Source organism: Quatrionicoccus australiensis, from assembly GCF_020510525.1.
In the GTDB taxonomy this organism is placed as follows: Bacteria; Pseudomonadota; Gammaproteobacteria; order Burkholderiales; family Rhodocyclaceae; genus Azonexus; species Azonexus australiensis_B.
Genome location: NZ_CP075188.1, coordinates 3,871,021 through 3,885,479, shown reverse-complemented (window position 1 = coordinate 3,885,479; position 14,459 = coordinate 3,871,021). Strand labels below are relative to the sequence as shown.

The window sequence follows — 14,459 nt, the reverse complement described above, 5'->3', positions numbered from 1 at the left end:
CGGCCATGAACAGCGTCAATTTGACTGATAACTTCCTGATCGCCATGCCGGCGCTGGAAGACCCCTATTTCGCGCACGCCCTCGTCTATATCTGCGAACACAACGAGAAGGGCGCGCTGGGCGTGATCGTCAATCGTCCGATCGACATGGACCTGGCCGGGCTGTTCGAGAAAATCGACATCAAGCTCGACGCCGAAGGCATTGCCGGACATCCGGTCTATTTCGGTGGCCCGGTGCAGCTCGATCGCGGCTTCGTGCTGCATCGTCCGGTCGGGCAGTGGCAATCGACGCTTGCCGTCAACGAGGAAGTCGGCCTGACCAGTTCGCGCGACGTGCTGGCGGCGGTGGCCAGTGATGGCCTGCCTTCCGAAATCATCGTCACCCTCGGCTATGCCGGCTGGGATGCCGGCCAGCTCGAGGCGGAATTGGCCCAGAATTCATGGTTGACCGTGCCGGCCAAGGCCAGCATCCTGTTCGACCTGCCGCCGGAAGAGCGTCTGCCCGCGGCGATGCAGAAGCTGGGTATCAGCTTCACGCAGCTCTCCGACGTGGCCGGGCACGCCTAGGTGGGTACTGTCCTCGCCTTTGATTTCGGTGAAAAGCGCATCGGTGTGGCGACCGGCGAAACCCTGCTCGGTACGGCGCATCCGCTGACCACCATCCATGCCGAATCGAACGACGACCGCTTCGCCGCGATCGCCAAACTGGTTGCCGAATGGCAGCCGGAACAGCTGGTGGTCGGCCTGCCGACGCACGCCGACGGCACGCCGCACGAAATGACCCGCCTGGCCACCAAGTTTGCCGAGCGCCTCAAGCGCCGCTACAACATCCCGGTCGGCTTTGCCGACGAGCGCCTGACTTCGCTCGATGCCGAAGCCCGCTTGCGCGAAACCGGCCGCAACAGCAAGTCCGCCAAGCCGCTGCTTGACGCCGTGGCAGCCCAACTCATTCTCCAAACCTGGTTTGAAAGTCCGCATGTCCCAACAACTTGATTCCCTGCCCGACGCCGAGGCACAGTGCCGCCAGCTGGCCGAACTGATCCGGCCGCAGCTGCACAAGAATCCGGCTCTGGTCGGCATTTACAGCGGCGGCGCCTGGATCGCCGAGCGCCTGAAGGAACTGCTTGGCCTGCCGGAAGAAATCGGCATGATCGACGTTTCCTTCTACCGCGACGACTTCGCCGAAAAAGGCCTGCATCCGCAGTGTCGACCGACGCTGATTCCCTTCGATGTCGAAGGGCGCCACCTGATCCTGGTCGATGACGTGCTCTACACCGGGCGCACGACGCGCGCTGCGATCAACGAGCTGTTCGACTACGGTCGCCCGGCCTCGGTGGCGCTGGCTGTGCTCGCCGACCGCGGTGGCCGCGAACTGCCGGTGGCGCCGACCTGGGGTGTCTGGGACGTGACTTTGCAGGATGGTCAGAATCTGGTTCTTGATCGCAACGCCAGCGGTCAACTCGCCTGGAGGCTGGAAAATGTATAACCCGCAGTTGAACAAGAACGGCGAGCTCGCCCACCTGTTGTCGATCGAGGGCCTGCCCAAGGCCATCCTCAACCAGATTCTCGATACCGCCGAATCCTTCATGGAAGTTTCGGCGCGCGAAGTGAAGAAGGTGCCGCTGCTGCGCGGCAAGAGCGTCTTCAACCTGTTCTTCGAGAACTCGACGCGTACCCGCACCACCTTCGAGATTGCCGCCAAGCGCCTGTCGGCTGACGTCATCAATCTCGACATCAACAAGTCGTCGGCGAGCAAGGGCGAGACCCTGCTCGACACCATCGACAACCTGTGTGCGATGCACGCCAACCTGTTCGTCGTGCGGCACGCCTCCTCCGGCGCACCCTACCTGATCGCCGAGCACCTGCAGCGCGTCGGGCGCGATGACATCCACGTCGTCAATGCCGGCGACGGGCGGCATGCGCATCCGACGCAGGGCCTGCTCGACATGTACACCATCCGCCATTACAAGAAGGACTTCACGCAGTTGCGTGTCGCCATCGTCGGCGACATCCTGCACTCGCGTGTCGCCCGCTCCGACATCCACGCCCTGACCACGCTCGGCGTGCCGGAAGTGCGTGCGATCGGTCCGGAAACGCTGCTCCCCAAATATATGGACAAGCTCGGCGTGCAGGTCTTCCACGACATGGAAGAAGGCCTCAAGGATTGCGACGTGGTGATCATGCTGCGCCTGCAGAACGAGCGCATGACCGGCGCGCTGCTGCCTTCGGCCGGCGAGTATTTCCGCCACTACGGCCTGACGCCGCAGAAGCTGGCGCGCGCCAAGCCGGACGCGATCGTCATGCACCCGGGGCCGATGAACCGCGGTGTCGAAATCCACTCGGCCGTGGCCGACGGTTCGCAGGCCGTGATCCTGCCCCAGGTCACTTTCGGTATTGCCGTGCGCATGGCCGTCATGAGCATCGTTGCGGGGAATTGAGATGAACACAGTCATTCTGAACGGCCGCATCATCGACCCGAAAAACGGTGTCGACCGTCTGGCCAGCCTTTACATTGCCGCTGGCAAGATCGCCGCAGTCGGCGATGCACCGGCCGGTTTCGTTGCCGATAAAAGTATCGACGCAACCGGCTGCATCGTCTGTCCCGGCCTGATCGACCTCGGTGCCCGCCTCAACAGTATTCAGGCCGAACTGGCGGCCGCCGTTGCCGGTGGCGTGACCTCGGTCGTCGTGCCGCCGGATGCCGATCCGCCGCTCGACGAGCCGGAACTGGCCGACCGTCTGGTACATCGCGGCGAGGAGATCGGCAAGGCGCGCATCCTGCCGCTCGGTGCCCTGACCCTGGGTTTGAATGGCGAACGCTTGGCCGAACTGGCCGGCCTGAAAAAGGCGGGCTGTGTGGCTTTCTCGCAGGCCAACAAGCCGGTGGTCGATACCGAGGCCCTGCTGCGCGCCATGGAATATGCCGCCACCTTCGGTTTTGCCGTCTGGCTGCAGCCGCAGGATTACTGGCTGTCGCGCAACGGTATCGCACATGAGGGCGAAGTCGCCAGCCGGCTCGGTCTGGCCGGCATTCCGGTCGCCGCCGAAACCATCGCGATTGCCACCATCGTTCAGCTGGTGCGCGACACCGGCTGTCGCGTCCATCTCACCCGACTTTCCTCGGCGGCCGGTGTTGCCCTGCTCACGGCGGCGCGTGACGAAGGCCTGCCGGTGACTTTCGACATCGGCATCCATCACCTGCTGCTGACCGAAAACGATATCGGTTTCTTCAACCCGCACGCCCGCTTCTGTCCGCCCCTGCGTGCCCAAAGCGATCGTCTGGCACTGTCGAATGCCGCCGCTGGCGGCCTGGCAGCGATCTGTTCCGACCATACGCCGGTCGGCGCTGATGACAAGCTGCTGCCCTTCGGTGAAGCCAAGCCGGGTGCGACCGGCCTCGAACTGCTGCTGCCGCTGACCCTGAAATGGGCCGAAGCCGCCGGTGTCCCGCTGTCCGCTGCGCTCGCCCGCATCACCTGTGCCCCGGCCGAAGTGCTGGGCCTGCCGCTCGGTCAGCTGGGCGTGGGCGCAACGGCGGATGTCTGCGTTTTCGATCCGGCCGCCAACTGGCTGGTGACGCCGGAAGCCCTGAAGAGCCGCGGCAAGAATTCGCCCTGGCTGGGTTACGCGATGAATGGGCAAGTCAGGGCTACCCTGGCCGAAGGGCGCCTGGTTTATACGGCGTAATGCCTGTGGCATTACAAAAATTGACAAATCAAGCACCTGTGTTTTTGTCGGTTGGTCACTAATATGTCATTTGCATTGCCACCTTGCGGCGGCGCTGCAAATGATGAAGATCAATCAAACGCTGACAATCACGGAGGTGAACATTCATGAAGCATGTTCTGTCGCTGATTCTTGCCGCACTGGCAAGCATCAATCTGGCCTTTGCCGCGGTCAATATCAATACCGCAACCCCGGAAGAACTCGATGCCGTCAAAGGTATCGGCCCCGGCAAGGCGCAGGCCATTGTCGATTACCGGACCAAGAACGGCCCATTCAAGAGCGTCGATGACCTCAAGGCCGTCAAGGGCTTCGGTGCCAAGACCCTGGACAAGCTGCGCAGCGAGTTGACGGTGGGTGGGGGTGAAGCGCCGGTGGCCCCCAAGGCCGCTGCGAAGGCTGTTCCACCGGCGCCCGCCGCAGCAGCACCCAAGCCTGCGGCACCGGTGAAGTAAAGTCGGGAAAGCAAGCGAAAAGCGGGCAATTGCCCGCTTTTTTGTTGCCTCAGATACCGCTGAGCGCGCTGATGCGTGCGCTATCGCTGCCGGTGACTTCGAGCACCTTGCGCCGCGAAGTCTGGCCGCTTTTCAGAATGACTGCCGATTTCGGCAGGTCGAGCACGTCGGCGAGAAAGCGAACCAGCGCTTCATTCGCCTTGCCATCCACCGGCGGCGCAGCGAGCCGGATCTTCAGTGCATCGCCGTGCAAGCCGGCGAATTCCGTCTTCTTGGCGCCCGGCTGGATATGCAGGGTCAGCGTGATGCGCCCGTCGCCAGTCAGCCGGAACCACTCGCTCACAGGACTCTCAGAACGACCTGCAAGAGCAGGATGGCAACCAGCGGCGACAGGTCGATGCCGGAAATCAGTGGCACGATGCGGCGGATCGGATCGAGCAGCGGCCGCGTCAGCTGATGGGCCGGTGCTGCGAACGGCGAGTAGGGGTTGATCCAGGAGAGCACGGCTTGCAGGATCAGGGTGCCGATCATGATGTAGACCGCCAGGCGGAGCAGGCTGCGCAGTGCGAACCAGAGTGCCATCAGGGCGAGCGCGCCGCCGTCGCTGCCCGGGTCGCGCCCCGAGATGGCGACAAGGAATATGGCGAGCAACAGTTGCAGGGCGAGTGCGGCAAGCAGGCTGGCCCAGTCGAAGCCGCCGATGCCGGGAATGATGCGGCGCAGCGGTTTGACTGCCCAGTTGGTCAGCGCAACGACGAAACTGCCGATCTGGCCGGCGAACGAAACGCGCATCGCCTGCATCATGAAGCGCAGCAGGAACAGCGTGCAGAAAAAACCGATAACGGTGTCGACCAGAAAGAGAAGGGCTTGCATCAATCGGCTCCGAGGATCTTGCCGAGTTCCTGGCCGCGAGCGGCGGCCGCCATGCAGCCGGCGACAATGCCTTCCTTGACGCCGGTATCCGCCATGACCTGCAGCGCGGCTGCGGTAGTGCCACCCTTGGAGGTCACGCGTTCGCGCAGCACGGATGCCGGCTCGACGGAGTTGGCGGCCAGCGCGGCGGCACCCTGGACTGTTTCGATGGCCAGCAGGCGGCCCTGTTCCGGCGTGAAGCCGAGGTCGGCGGCGGCCTGTTGCAGCGCTTCGATGAACAGGAAAACGTAGGCCGGGCCGCTGCCTGAAATGGCGGTGACACCGTCGATTTTTGCTTCGTCCTCGATCCAGACCGTGGTGCCGACGGTGCGCAAAACGCGGTCAGCGGTAGCGCGCTGCTCAGTGCTTACTTCCGGCCGGGCACACAGCCCGGTGATGCCGGCGCCGATCAGGGCCGGCGTGTTGGGCATGCAGCGGACGATCTGGCGATGGCCGCCCAGCCAGCGCGACAGGGCGGCCATGTCGAGGCCGGCGGCGATGCTGATGACCAGCGCGTTGCCCAGTTTGCCAACGAGCGGTGCAACGGCTTCCTTCATCTGCTGCGGCTTGACCGCGAGGACCAGCACGTCGCCAGCAGCGGTGAGCATTTCGGCCGATTCCAGGCAGTTGACCGCATAGCTTTGCGCCAGCCTGGCGCGCGCTTCGCTGCCCGGGTCGATGACCGTGATGTCAGCCGCGGCGAAGCCCTGCTTGAGCATGCCGCCGATCAGCGCGTTGGCCATGTTGCCGCCGCCAAGGAATGTAATCTTCATGTGTAGTTTCTCTCACCAAAAATGGCCGTGCCGACGCGGACGATGGTCGCACCTTCGGCAATGGCTGCTTCAAGATCGTGGGTCATGCCCATGGACAAGGTATCGAGCGGCAAACCGGCCGCCCGGATCGATTCGTAAATTTCCCGCAACTGGCGCAAAGGCGCACGCTGCGCAGCGGCATCGTCGGCCGGTTCGGGAATCGCCATCAGGCCACGCAGGCGCAGTTGCGGCAGGGCGGCGACGGCCTGGCACAGGGCGAGTGCTTCGGCGGGTGTGCAGCCGCTCTTGCTCGCTTCGCCGGAGACATTGACCTGGACGCACACCTGGAGCGGCGGCAAATCGGTCGGGCGTTGTGCTGACAGCCTTTCGGCGATTTTCAGGCGGTCGACCGAGTGCACCCAGGCAAAATGCTCGGCGACCAGGCGCGTCTTGTTGCTTTGCAGCGGGCCGATGAAATGCCACTCGAGATGGAGGTCGACCGTTGCGGCTGCCTTTTCGCAGCCTTCCTGGACATAGTTTTCGCCGAAGGCGGTCTGTCCGGCGGCAGCTGCGGCCAGTACGTCAGCGAGCGGCTTGGTCTTGCTGACCGCCAGCAGCGTGATGCTTTCCGGCGTCCGGCCGGCAGCGCTTGCCGCAGCGGCGATACGGGTCCGGACAGCTTGCAGGTTGGTGGCGATTGCGCTCATAATCCATTGGAATTGCGTCTGCCCCCAGTATACACGCGCCTTAAGGACGATCCGTATGGACATTACCGAACTGCTGGCCTTTGGTGTCAAGAACAAGGCCTCCGACCTCCACCTGTCGTCCGGCCTGCCGCCGATGATCCGCGTCCATGGCGACGTGCGCCGCATCAACCTGCCGGCGATGGAGCACAAGGATGTGCACGGCATGGTGTATGACATCATGAACGACGGTCAGCGCAAGATCTATGAAGAAACGCTGGAGTGCGATTTCTCCTTCGAAATTCCCAATCTGGCGCGATTCCGGGTCAATGCCTTCAACCAGCAACGCGGTGCCGGTGCCGTTTTCCGGACCATTCCGTCCAAGGTGCTGACGCTTGAAGAGCTGAACTGTCCGAAGATTTTCAAGGAAATTTCCGAGTACCCGCGCGGCATCGTGCTGGTTACCGGCCCGACCGGTTCAGGCAAGTCGACGACGCTGGCGGCGATGGTCAACCACGTCAATGAAAACGATTACGGCCATATCCTGACCGTCGAAGATCCGATCGAATTCGTGCACGAGGCAAAGAAATGCCTGATCAACCAGCGCGAGGTCGGGCCGCACACGCTGTCCTTCTCGAACGCCTTGCGCTCGGCGCTGCGCGAGGATCCGGACGTCATCCTGGTCGGCGAATTGCGTGACCTGGAAACCATCCGCCTGGCGCTGACCGCGGCCGAAACGGGTCACCTGGTGTTCGGCACCCTGCATACTTCTTCGGCCGCCAAGACGGTCGACCGTATCGTCGATGTGTTTCCTGCGGCGGAAAAGGAAATGGTCCGCTCGATGCTGTCCGAATCCCTGCGCGCCGTCATTTCGCAGACCCTGCTCAAGACCAAGGATGGCACCGGCCGCGTCGCGGCGCATGAAATCCTGATCGGTACGCCGGCCATCCGCAACCTGATTCGCGAGAACAAGGTGGCGCAGATGTATTCGGCGATCCAGACCGGCCAGAATTTCGGCATGCAGACGCTGGACCAGAATCTGCTCGACATGGTGCGGCGCAATATCGTCTCAAGCAATGAAGCACGCAACAAGGCAGCCAACAAGGATGCGTTCCCGGTCTGATCCGGTGCATTACAACTGAAAGGCAGGGAATGGAACGCGATCAGGCAATGAAATTCATGCACGACCTGCTGCGACTGATGTCGCAGAAAAAAGGGTCCGACTTGTTCATCACCGCCGGCTTTCCGCCGGCGATCAAGATCGACGGCAAGATCACGCCGGTCTCCAATCAGGTGCTGACGGCCTCGCATACCGCCGAGCTGGCGCGCTCGATCATGAACGACCGCCAGGCGGCCGAATTCGAAGCGAGCAAGGAGTGCAATTTCGCCATCTCGCCGACCGGCATCGGCCGTTTCCGGGTCAATGCACTGGTCCAGCAGGGGCGCGTCGGCGTTGTTTGCCGCACCATCAACATGAGCATTCCGACCCTGGACGAGCTGCAACTGCCGCCCGTGCTCAAGGATCTGGCGATGACCAAGCGCGGCCTGATCATCATGGTCGGCGGTACCGGTACCGGCAAATCGACGTCGCTGGCGGCGGTGGTCGATTACCGCAACGAGAACTCCTACGGTCACATCATCACCGTCGAGGATCCGATCGAATACGTGCACGAGCACAAGAACTGCATCATCACCCAGCGCGAAGTCGGGGTGGATACCGATGACTGGGGCCCGGCCCTGCGCAACACGCTGCGCCAGGCGCCGGACGTCATCATGATGGGCGAAATCCGCGATCGCAACACCATGGACTACGCCATCGCCTTCGCCGAAACCGGCCACCTCGCCCTGGCCACCCTGCACGCCAACAGCGCCAACCAGGCGATCGACCGGATCATCAACTTCTTCCCGGAAGAGCGCCGGCAGCAATTGCTGATGGACCTGTCGCTCAACCTGCGCGCCATGGTCTCGCAGCGACTGCTGCCCAAGAAGGACGGCAAGGGCCGCGTCGCCGCGGTCGAGATCCTGCTCAATTCGCCGCTGATTTCCGACCTCATCTTCAAGGGCGAGGTGCATGAAATCAAGGAAATCATGAAGAAGTCGCGCGAGCTCGGCATGCAGACCTTCGACCAGGCGCTGTTCGACCTCTACGAGGCCGGCAAGATCAGCTACGAGGATGCGCTGCGCAATGCCGATTCGCTGAACGACCTGCGTCTGCAGATCAAGCTGCTCGGCAAGGATGCCAAGGATCGCGACCTGACCAGCGGCCTCGGCCATCTCGATATTGTCTGACCCATTCCGGAGAACCTCATGCGCCGCCTGCTCAATTCGATTTTTGCCCTTTTTCTGCTGTTGACCGCTGCGCTGGCCCAGGCCGGGGCGCTGGATGCCATTTCGACCGGCGATGCCAGTGCCGGGGTCAAGGAAGCCCTGGCCAAGGGCGCCGATTACGCGGTTGCCTCGCTCGGCAAGGATGGCGGTTTCATGGGCAACAGCAAGGTCAAGATTCCGCTGCCCGGTTACCTGCAGAAGGCCGAGAAGGGGTTGCGCATGTTCGGCATGGGCAAACAGGCTGACCAACTGATCGAAACGATGAACCATGCGGCCGAGGATGCCGTGGCCGAAGCCAAGCCCATCCTCGTCGAGTCGATCAAGAAAATGAGCGTGCAGGACGCCAAGGGCATCCTGACCGGGGGCGAAGGCAGCGTCACGCAATACTTCAAGCGTACTTCCTCGACGCAGCTCAGCGAGAAGTTCATGCCCATCGTCAAGGCCTCGACCAGCAAGCTGAAGCTCGCCGACAAGTACAACCAGTTTGCCGGCAAGGCGGCGAGCAGCGGCCTGATCGACCAGAAGGATGCCGATCTTGACGGCTACGTCACGCAAAAGGCGATGGACGGCCTGTTCCTGATGATTGCCGAAGAGGAACAAAAGCTGCGTGCGAACCCGGTCGGTGCCGGCAGTGACCTGCTGAAGAAGGTGTTCGGCGCGCTGTAAACTCAAGTCGGGCGGTTCGGCGGTCGTTAGATAACTCAAGGAGTCCATCTGATGAAACTGAGCCGCCTCGAATCGACTACTCAGTCACCTGTTCGCGAAACCGGCGAGCGCGCGCGCCATGCCGCCGACGAGCAGGTGCGCCGGGTCGAAGCGGCCGAAGGCATCGAAGGTGATCGCCAGCGCAGCCTGCAACAGGAAATCGCCGAGGTTGATCCGCGTGCGATCGGGCCGTTTGAAGGTGGCGAACAGGTGCTGGCCGATGCGCGCGCGGTGGCGGCGCAGTTGAGCTTGCTCGGTGCTGCGGCTGACGAATTGCTGCGCCAGCCGGCGCAAACCCCGGAGTTTCACCAGGTAGACGACACCGCCTGAGCGTATTCAGCCGGTCGACGCCGGGCGCGGGGCAATTTTCAACCCTCCGCCGGCCTGGGTTAGAATTGGCCCATCGAATTCACAGGCGCCCCGCATCGTCGGGGCGCTGCCTTTTGCAGAGACATGTCCGGCCTCAATCCGCAGCAGCGCGAAGCAATTCATTACCTGGACGGCCCCTTGCTGGTGCTGGCCGGTGCCGGCTCGGGCAAGACGCGGGTCATCACGCAAAAGATTGCCTACCTGGTGCAGGACTGCGGTTACCAGCCGCGCAACGTGGCGGCGATCACCTTCACCAACAAGGCGGCGAAGGAAATGCAGGAACGCATCGGCAAGATCCTGTCGAAGCCGCAGGCCGACCAGCTGCAGATCTCCACTTTCCATTCGCTGGGCGTGCGCATCCTGCGCGAGGAAGCCAAGGCGCTCGGCTACAAGCCGCGTTTCTCGATCTTCGATTCGGCCGACTGTGCCGGCATCATCAGCGAAGTCGCCAAGACCGTGGACAAGGCGACGCTGCGCAACCTGCAGTCGATCATCTCGAACTGGAAGAACGCGCTGGTCTCGCCGGAAGCGGCCCGTCACCTGGCGCGCGACGAGCACGAAAAGCTCGCGGCACACGCCTTCCTGTCCTACGAGGCGACGCTCAAGGCCTACCAGGCGGTCGATTTCGACGACCTGATCGGCCTGCCGGTGAAGCTCTTCAACGAGCATCCGGAAATCGCCGACAAGTGGCAGAACCGCCTGCGCTACCTGCTGGTCGACGAGTACCAGGACACCAATGCCTGCCAATACCAGGTGCTCAAGCTGCTGACCGGCGTCCGCCAGCAATTCACCGCGGTCGGCGACGACGACCAGGCGATCTACGGCTGGCGCGGTGCCGATATCGAGAACCTGAAGAAGTTGCCGAACGAGTTTCCGGCCCTCAAGGTGATCAAGCTCGAACAGAATTACCGCTCGACGGTGCGCATCCTGAAGGCGGCCAACAACGTCATTGCAAACAACGAGAAGCTGTTCGACAAAAAGCTCTGGTCGGAGCTGGGTCTCGGCGAGCAGATCAGCGTCACCGCCTGCCGCGACAACGACGCCGAGGCCGAGGGCGTGGTCATGAAACTGCAGGCGCACCGCTTCGAGCACCGCGCCAAGTTCAAGGACTACGCCATCCTCTATCGCTCCAATCACCAGGCGCGCGGCTTCGAGGAATACCTGCGCGACCACCGTATTCCCTATCTGCTGTCAGGCGGCAAGTCCTTCTTCGACAAGGCCGAGATCAAGGACATCACCGCCTACCTGCGCCTGCTCACCAACGAGGACGACGATCCCGCCTTCATCCGCGCGGCGACGACGCCCAAGCGCGGCATCGGCGCGGCGACCCTGCAGGTGCTCGGCACCTACGCCGGCGAGCGCCATATCTCGCTGTTCCAGGCCGCCTTCGAAGAAGGCTTCGCGATGCGCGTCCAGGCGCGCCAGCTCGAGCCGCTGCTCGAGTTCTGCCAGTTCATCAACCGCACCCAGGAACGCGCGATACGCGAGCCGGCACAGCAGGTGCTGCCCGACCTGATCAAGGCAATCGACTACGAGACCTACCTCTACGACCAGGAAGAGGAGCGCACGGCGCAGACGCGCTGGGGCAATGTCTGCGAATTCGCCAACTGGCTCAACCGCAAGGGCGAGCAGGACGGCAAGACGCTGATCGACCTGACCCAGAGCATTGCCCTGATCAACATGCTCGACAAGCAGAACGACGAGGAGGTCGATGCCGTGCAGCTGTCGACCCTGCATGCGTCGAAGGGGCTGGAGTACAAGCATGTCTTCCTGGTCGGTGTCGAGGAAGGTATCCTGCCGCACCGCGAGTCGACCGATCCGACCAAGATCGAGGAAGAACGCCGTCTGATGTACGTCGGCATCACCCGTGCCCAGCACACGCTGAACATTTCCTGGTGCGAGCGGCGCAAGCAGGCGCGCGAGTTCGTGCCCTGCGAGCCGTCGCGCTTCATCGACGAAATGGGGCGCGACGACATCCGCTTTGCCGGCGGCAAGGCCGATACCCCGCCCGACAAGGCGACCGGCAATGCCCGGCTCGATGCGATGAAGGCGATGCTGGCCGGCAAACGCTGATTTTTGCCCTTTTCCAGCGGTCGACCGCTGCAGAACGGCAAAATCCGGACGTAAAAAAAGGAGGCCGCAGCCTCCTTTTTCATGGGTCTGAACCGGCTTACTTGGCCTTGCCCATGACGTATTCGACGACGTTCTTGATTTCCTCGTCGGACAGCGTGGCGCCGCCCTTGGCCGGCATGGCGTTCTTGCCGTTGGTGACGCTGTTGATCAGCGCAGCCTTGCCGGTCGCCAGGCGCGGTGCCCAGGCAGCCTTGTCATCGATCTTCGGTGCGCCGGCAGCGCCAGTGTTGTGGCAGGCGCCGCAAACGCTGTTGTAGATCGTCGCGCCATCGCGCGGGCCGCTGGCAGCGGCTGCTTCGGCCTTGGCCAGTTCGAACTTGGCGACCGGCTGGATGCGGACATCGGCTTCGTCATTGCCGCCGACGGCATCGGCCGCGGAGGTGGAGTTCTTGACGGTGAGCGGGTAGATGACTGCGATCAGGGCGACAGCAATACCGATCACTGCCCACATGATGCGCGTTGAAGAGTGCTTCTCGGCCATGCTGAATACCTCATTGCGGAAAAATAAAAGTGCGCAATTATAACGGCTTGAGTCCGATTTCCGGGCAAAAAAAAACCCCGCCAGCGGCGGGGTTGAAATTCTCGAAAGGGGGGATTTCGAGAGGAGGGGTTCAATGCACAACTGCAGTGTAATTTTTCCCCCGTCCTTCGTCTGTCGTCCTTTCGTAGCCTTGTGTAACCGAATGTGTTCATCGCGACGTCATTTTTGTTGCTGTTTCCGCCGCAATGCCGCTCAGTGCTCGATTCGGCAGATTTCGACGGCACTTTGCGGGATCTGGTAATCCGCTGCCAGTTCGATTCGTGCCATGTCTTCAATGACTTGCCCTTCGCTGACGGCGAAACGGCGGGCGCCGCTAAAGTCCTGCGGAATGCCAGCCCTGTCCTGGGTGATGCGATAGTGAATCTTGACCTGCATTTTGCTGTACTCCAATTATGTTTTTTGATCCTGCGCGCGGAGTATAGGCAAGACATGCCGCAGCGCAATATCGGTTTTCCACAGGTTGGAGACAGTGTGTCGTGAATTTCGGGTCAGCGTTTGGCGGCCGGCTTTTTGCCGCCAGTGGCCGGTCGACCGCTGCCGCGCCGGCCGCCTTTGGCCGGTGCATCGTCGAAGCCGACCCAGTTGCTCGGTACGCCCTTGCCGGCGCGGCCGCCCGGCACCTTGGGTTTTTTCGGCTTTTTGACCAGTTGACCGGCGCCGTTGGTCATCGGCACGCGGTGATCCGGCTCGAAACCGGGTTCCTCGTCGCGACTCAGCGTCTGCTTGGTCAGGGTTTCGATGGCGGCGAGCAGCGGTGCCTCGTCGGCGCAGACCAGCGAGATCGCCTCGCCGCTGGCGCCGGCCCGGCCGGTGCGGCCGATGCGATGGATGTAATCCTCGGCGACGATGGGCAGGTCGAAATTGATCACCTGCGGCAGGTCGTCGATATCGATACCGCGCGCCGCGACGTCGGTGGCGACGAGAATCTGCACCTCGCCTGCCTTGAAGCTGTCGAGCGCGCGCTGGCGGCTGGCCTGCGGCTTGTCGCCGTGGATCGCGTCGGCCGGGATCTTCTTGGCGAGCAGCGTGGCGACCAGTTCATCGGCGCCTTTTTTCGTTTTGACGAAGACCAGCACCTGGCCCCATTTGCGGTCCTTGAGCAGGCGCAGGAACAATTCCGGCTTGCGCTTCTTGTCGACCGGTACGACCCACTGCTTGACCGCCTTGACGGTGCTGTTGCGCGGGCTGACCTCGATCGACAGCGGATCGCGCAGGCGGCCCTTGGCCAGGCTGCGGATTTCGTCGGAGAAGGTGGCCGAGAAGAGCAGGGTCTGGCGCTGCTTGGGCAGCGCCGCGAAAACGGTGGACAGCTCCTGCGCAAAACCGAGGTCGAGCATGCGGTCGGCCTCGTCGAGGACCAGTGTCTGCACCTGCTTGAACTTCAGTGCGTTCTGGCGGAAGAGGTCGAGCAGGCGGCCGGGGGTGGCGACCAGCACATCGACACCGCGGCGCAGGCGCATCATCTGCGGGTTGATGCTGACGCCGCCGTAGGCCGCGTAGGTGCTGACCGGCAGATGTTCGCCGTACTGGCGGAAGCTGGCATGCACCTGCTCGGCCAGTTCGCGGGTCGGCACCAGGACGAGGGCGCGGATCGAATTGCTGGTGACCTTGTCTTCGGCCTCGCTCAGGCGCTGCAGGATGGGCAGCGCGAAGCCAGCCGTCTTGCCGGTGCCGGTCTGCGCCGCCGCCATCAGGTCGCGGCCGGCGAGCACGGCGGGAATGGCCTTTTCCTGGATCGGTGTCGGCGTCTTGTAGCCGAGCGTTTCAAGAGCCTGCAGGAGCGGGGCGGCGAGGCCGAGGGAGGCAAAGGTCATGGCGATGGCCGAAGGGGGAAAGGCGGGAGTTTACCTGCTTCCGCC

The 14,459-nt window shown here is 62.8% G+C and carries 18 protein-coding genes; 11 read left to right on the top strand and 7 right to left on the bottom strand.

What is annotated here, in order from left to right; all coding sequences use genetic code 11:
• The first annotated feature begins 5 nt into the window (after positions 1-5).
• From KI612_RS18405 to KI612_RS18380, 6 genes are all read left to right on the top strand, one after another.
• Entirely contained in the window at positions 6-566 is a 561-nt protein-coding gene (locus KI612_RS18405) for a YqgE/AlgH family protein (RefSeq protein ID WP_226441506.1), read from the top strand.
• Positions 567-992, top strand: coding sequence for a Holliday junction resolvase RuvX (ruvX, locus tag KI612_RS18400; protein WP_226441505.1), 426 nt, complete (start codon positions 567-569; stop codon positions 990-992). It abuts the gene before it with no gap.
• Positions 976-1,485: a bifunctional pyr operon transcriptional regulator/uracil phosphoribosyltransferase PyrR gene (gene pyrR, locus KI612_RS18395; protein ID WP_226441504.1), complete on the top strand. Its 510-nt coding sequence runs from the start codon at positions 976-978 to the stop codon at positions 1,483-1,485. Before ruvX ends, pyrR begins: the two co-directional genes overlap by 17 nt.
• A complete protein-coding gene (locus tag KI612_RS18390) occupies positions 1,478-2,437 on the top strand; it encodes an aspartate carbamoyltransferase catalytic subunit (RefSeq protein WP_226441503.1) in 960 nt (319 codons plus the stop codon). Before pyrR ends, KI612_RS18390 begins: the two co-directional genes overlap by 8 nt.
• A gap of 1 nt (position 2,438) precedes the next feature.
• Positions 2,439-3,686, top strand: coding sequence for a dihydroorotase (locus KI612_RS18385; RefSeq protein ID WP_226441502.1), 1,248 nt, complete (start codon positions 2,439-2,441; stop codon positions 3,684-3,686).
• A gap of 146 nt (positions 3,687-3,832) precedes the next feature.
• The gene (locus KI612_RS18380; RefSeq protein ID WP_226441501.1) at positions 3,833-4,177 is read left to right on the top strand and encodes a ComEA family DNA-binding protein; all 345 of its coding nucleotides are present in this window, start codon (positions 3,833-3,835) and stop codon (positions 4,175-4,177) included.
• A gap of 49 nt (positions 4,178-4,226) precedes the next feature.
• Here the strand turns inward: KI612_RS18380 and KI612_RS18375 are convergent, their stop codons facing one another.
• From KI612_RS18375 to KI612_RS18360, 4 genes are read right to left on the bottom strand one after another with little or no spacing between them, the layout of a single operon-like run.
• Positions 4,227-4,520 (bottom strand): DUF167 domain-containing protein, encoded by a 294-nt coding sequence (locus KI612_RS18375; protein ID WP_226441500.1) that lies wholly within the window; start codon positions 4,518-4,520, stop codon positions 4,227-4,229.
• A complete protein-coding gene (locus KI612_RS18370) occupies positions 4,517-5,050 on the bottom strand; it encodes a YggT family protein (RefSeq protein WP_226441499.1) in 534 nt (177 codons plus the stop codon). The genes KI612_RS18375 and KI612_RS18370 overlap by 4 nt, the downstream gene beginning before the upstream one ends.
• Positions 5,050-5,862: a pyrroline-5-carboxylate reductase gene (gene proC / locus KI612_RS18365; RefSeq protein ID WP_226441498.1), complete on the bottom strand. Its 813-nt coding sequence runs from the start codon at positions 5,860-5,862 to the stop codon at positions 5,050-5,052. The genes KI612_RS18370 and proC overlap by 1 nt, the downstream gene beginning before the upstream one ends.
• Entirely contained in the window at positions 5,859-6,548 is a 690-nt protein-coding gene (locus tag KI612_RS18360) for a YggS family pyridoxal phosphate-dependent enzyme (protein WP_226441497.1), read from the bottom strand. The genes proC and KI612_RS18360 overlap by 4 nt, the downstream gene beginning before the upstream one ends.
• A 55-nt stretch (positions 6,549-6,603) precedes the next feature.
• Here KI612_RS18360 and KI612_RS18355 point away from each other — a divergent pair, with 55 nt between their 5' ends.
• The 5 genes from KI612_RS18355 (at position 6,604) to KI612_RS18335 (ending at position 11,999) form a co-directional block, all read left to right on the top strand.
• On the top strand, positions 6,604-7,647 hold the full coding sequence (locus tag KI612_RS18355; RefSeq protein WP_226441496.1) for a type IV pilus twitching motility protein PilT: 1,044 nt from the start codon (positions 6,604-6,606) through the stop codon (positions 7,645-7,647).
• 29 nt (positions 7,648-7,676) lie between these two features.
• Positions 7,677-8,813, top strand: coding sequence for a PilT/PilU family type 4a pilus ATPase (locus KI612_RS18350; RefSeq protein WP_319002962.1), 1,137 nt, complete (start codon positions 7,677-7,679; stop codon positions 8,811-8,813).
• Positions 8,814-8,831: 18 nt separating this feature from the next.
• Positions 8,832-9,518 (top strand): DUF4197 domain-containing protein, encoded by a 687-nt coding sequence (locus KI612_RS18345; RefSeq protein ID WP_226441495.1) that lies wholly within the window; start codon positions 8,832-8,834, stop codon positions 9,516-9,518.
• Positions 9,519-9,569: 51 nt separating this feature from the next.
• Positions 9,570-9,887 (top strand): hypothetical protein, encoded by a 318-nt coding sequence (locus KI612_RS18340; protein ID WP_226441494.1) that lies wholly within the window; start codon positions 9,570-9,572, stop codon positions 9,885-9,887.
• Between the two features lie 123 nt (positions 9,888-10,010).
• On the top strand, positions 10,011-11,999 hold the full coding sequence (locus tag KI612_RS18335) for a UvrD-helicase domain-containing protein (RefSeq protein ID WP_226441493.1): 1,989 nt from the start codon (positions 10,011-10,013) through the stop codon (positions 11,997-11,999).
• Positions 12,000-12,096: 97 nt separating this feature from the next.
• Here KI612_RS18335 and KI612_RS18330 read toward each other — a convergent pair whose 3' ends face one another.
• The 3 genes from KI612_RS18330 to KI612_RS18320 all read right to left on the bottom strand — a co-directional run bounded on the left by KI612_RS18330 (position 12,097) and on the right by KI612_RS18320 (position 14,414).
• Positions 12,097-12,540 carry a c-type cytochrome gene (locus KI612_RS18330; protein WP_226441492.1) on the bottom strand — a complete coding sequence of 148 codons (444 nt, stop codon included), beginning with the start codon at positions 12,538-12,540 and terminating at the stop codon, positions 12,097-12,099.
• Between the two features lie 252 nt (positions 12,541-12,792).
• The gene (locus KI612_RS18325) at positions 12,793-12,975 is read right to left on the bottom strand and encodes a hypothetical protein (protein WP_226441491.1); all 183 of its coding nucleotides are present in this window, start codon (positions 12,973-12,975) and stop codon (positions 12,793-12,795) included.
• Between the two features lie 113 nt (positions 12,976-13,088).
• Positions 13,089-14,414, bottom strand: a complete 1,326-nt coding sequence (locus tag KI612_RS18320; RefSeq protein ID WP_226441490.1) for a DEAD/DEAH box helicase — start codon at positions 14,412-14,414, stop codon at positions 13,089-13,091.
• Between the last annotated feature and the right edge of the window lie 45 nt (positions 14,415-14,459).

Coding starts and splice junctions, on each gene's coding strand:
- KI612_RS18340 (WP_226441494.1), top strand. CDS start 9,570: ATGAAACTGAGCCGCCTCGAATCGACTACTCAGTCACCTGTTCGCGAA.
- KI612_RS18370 (WP_226441499.1), bottom strand. CDS start 5,050: ATGCAAGCCCTTCTCTTTCTGGTCGACACCGTTATCGGTTTTTTCTGC.
- pyrR (WP_226441504.1), top strand. CDS start 976: ATGTCCCAACAACTTGATTCCCTGCCCGACGCCGAGGCACAGTGCCGC.
- proC (WP_226441498.1), bottom strand. CDS start 5,862: ATGAAGATTACATTCCTTGGCGGCGGCAACATGGCCAACGCGCTGATC.
- KI612_RS18350 (WP_319002962.1), top strand. CDS start 7,677: ATGGAACGCGATCAGGCAATGAAATTCATGCACGACCTGCTGCGACTG.
- KI612_RS18320 (WP_226441490.1), bottom strand. CDS start 14,414: ATGACCTTTGCCTCCCTCGGCCTCGCCGCCCCGCTCCTGCAGGCTCTT.
- KI612_RS18355 (WP_226441496.1), top strand. CDS start 6,604: ATGGACATTACCGAACTGCTGGCCTTTGGTGTCAAGAACAAGGCCTCC.
- KI612_RS18390 (WP_226441503.1), top strand. CDS start 1,478: ATGTATAACCCGCAGTTGAACAAGAACGGCGAGCTCGCCCACCTGTTG.
- KI612_RS18385 (WP_226441502.1), top strand. CDS start 2,439: ATGAACACAGTCATTCTGAACGGCCGCATCATCGACCCGAAAAACGGT.
- KI612_RS18360 (WP_226441497.1), bottom strand. CDS start 6,548: ATGAGCGCAATCGCCACCAACCTGCAAGCTGTCCGGACCCGTATCGCC.
- KI612_RS18330 (WP_226441492.1), bottom strand. CDS start 12,540: ATGGCCGAGAAGCACTCTTCAACGCGCATCATGTGGGCAGTGATCGGT.
- KI612_RS18345 (WP_226441495.1), top strand. CDS start 8,832: ATGCGCCGCCTGCTCAATTCGATTTTTGCCCTTTTTCTGCTGTTGACC.
- KI612_RS18335 (WP_226441493.1), top strand. CDS start 10,011: ATGTCCGGCCTCAATCCGCAGCAGCGCGAAGCAATTCATTACCTGGAC.
- KI612_RS18325 (WP_226441491.1), bottom strand. CDS start 12,975: ATGCAGGTCAAGATTCACTATCGCATCACCCAGGACAGGGCTGGCATT.
- KI612_RS18405 (WP_226441506.1), top strand. CDS start 6: ATGAACAGCGTCAATTTGACTGATAACTTCCTGATCGCCATGCCGGCG.
- KI612_RS18380 (WP_226441501.1), top strand. CDS start 3,833: ATGAAGCATGTTCTGTCGCTGATTCTTGCCGCACTGGCAAGCATCAAT.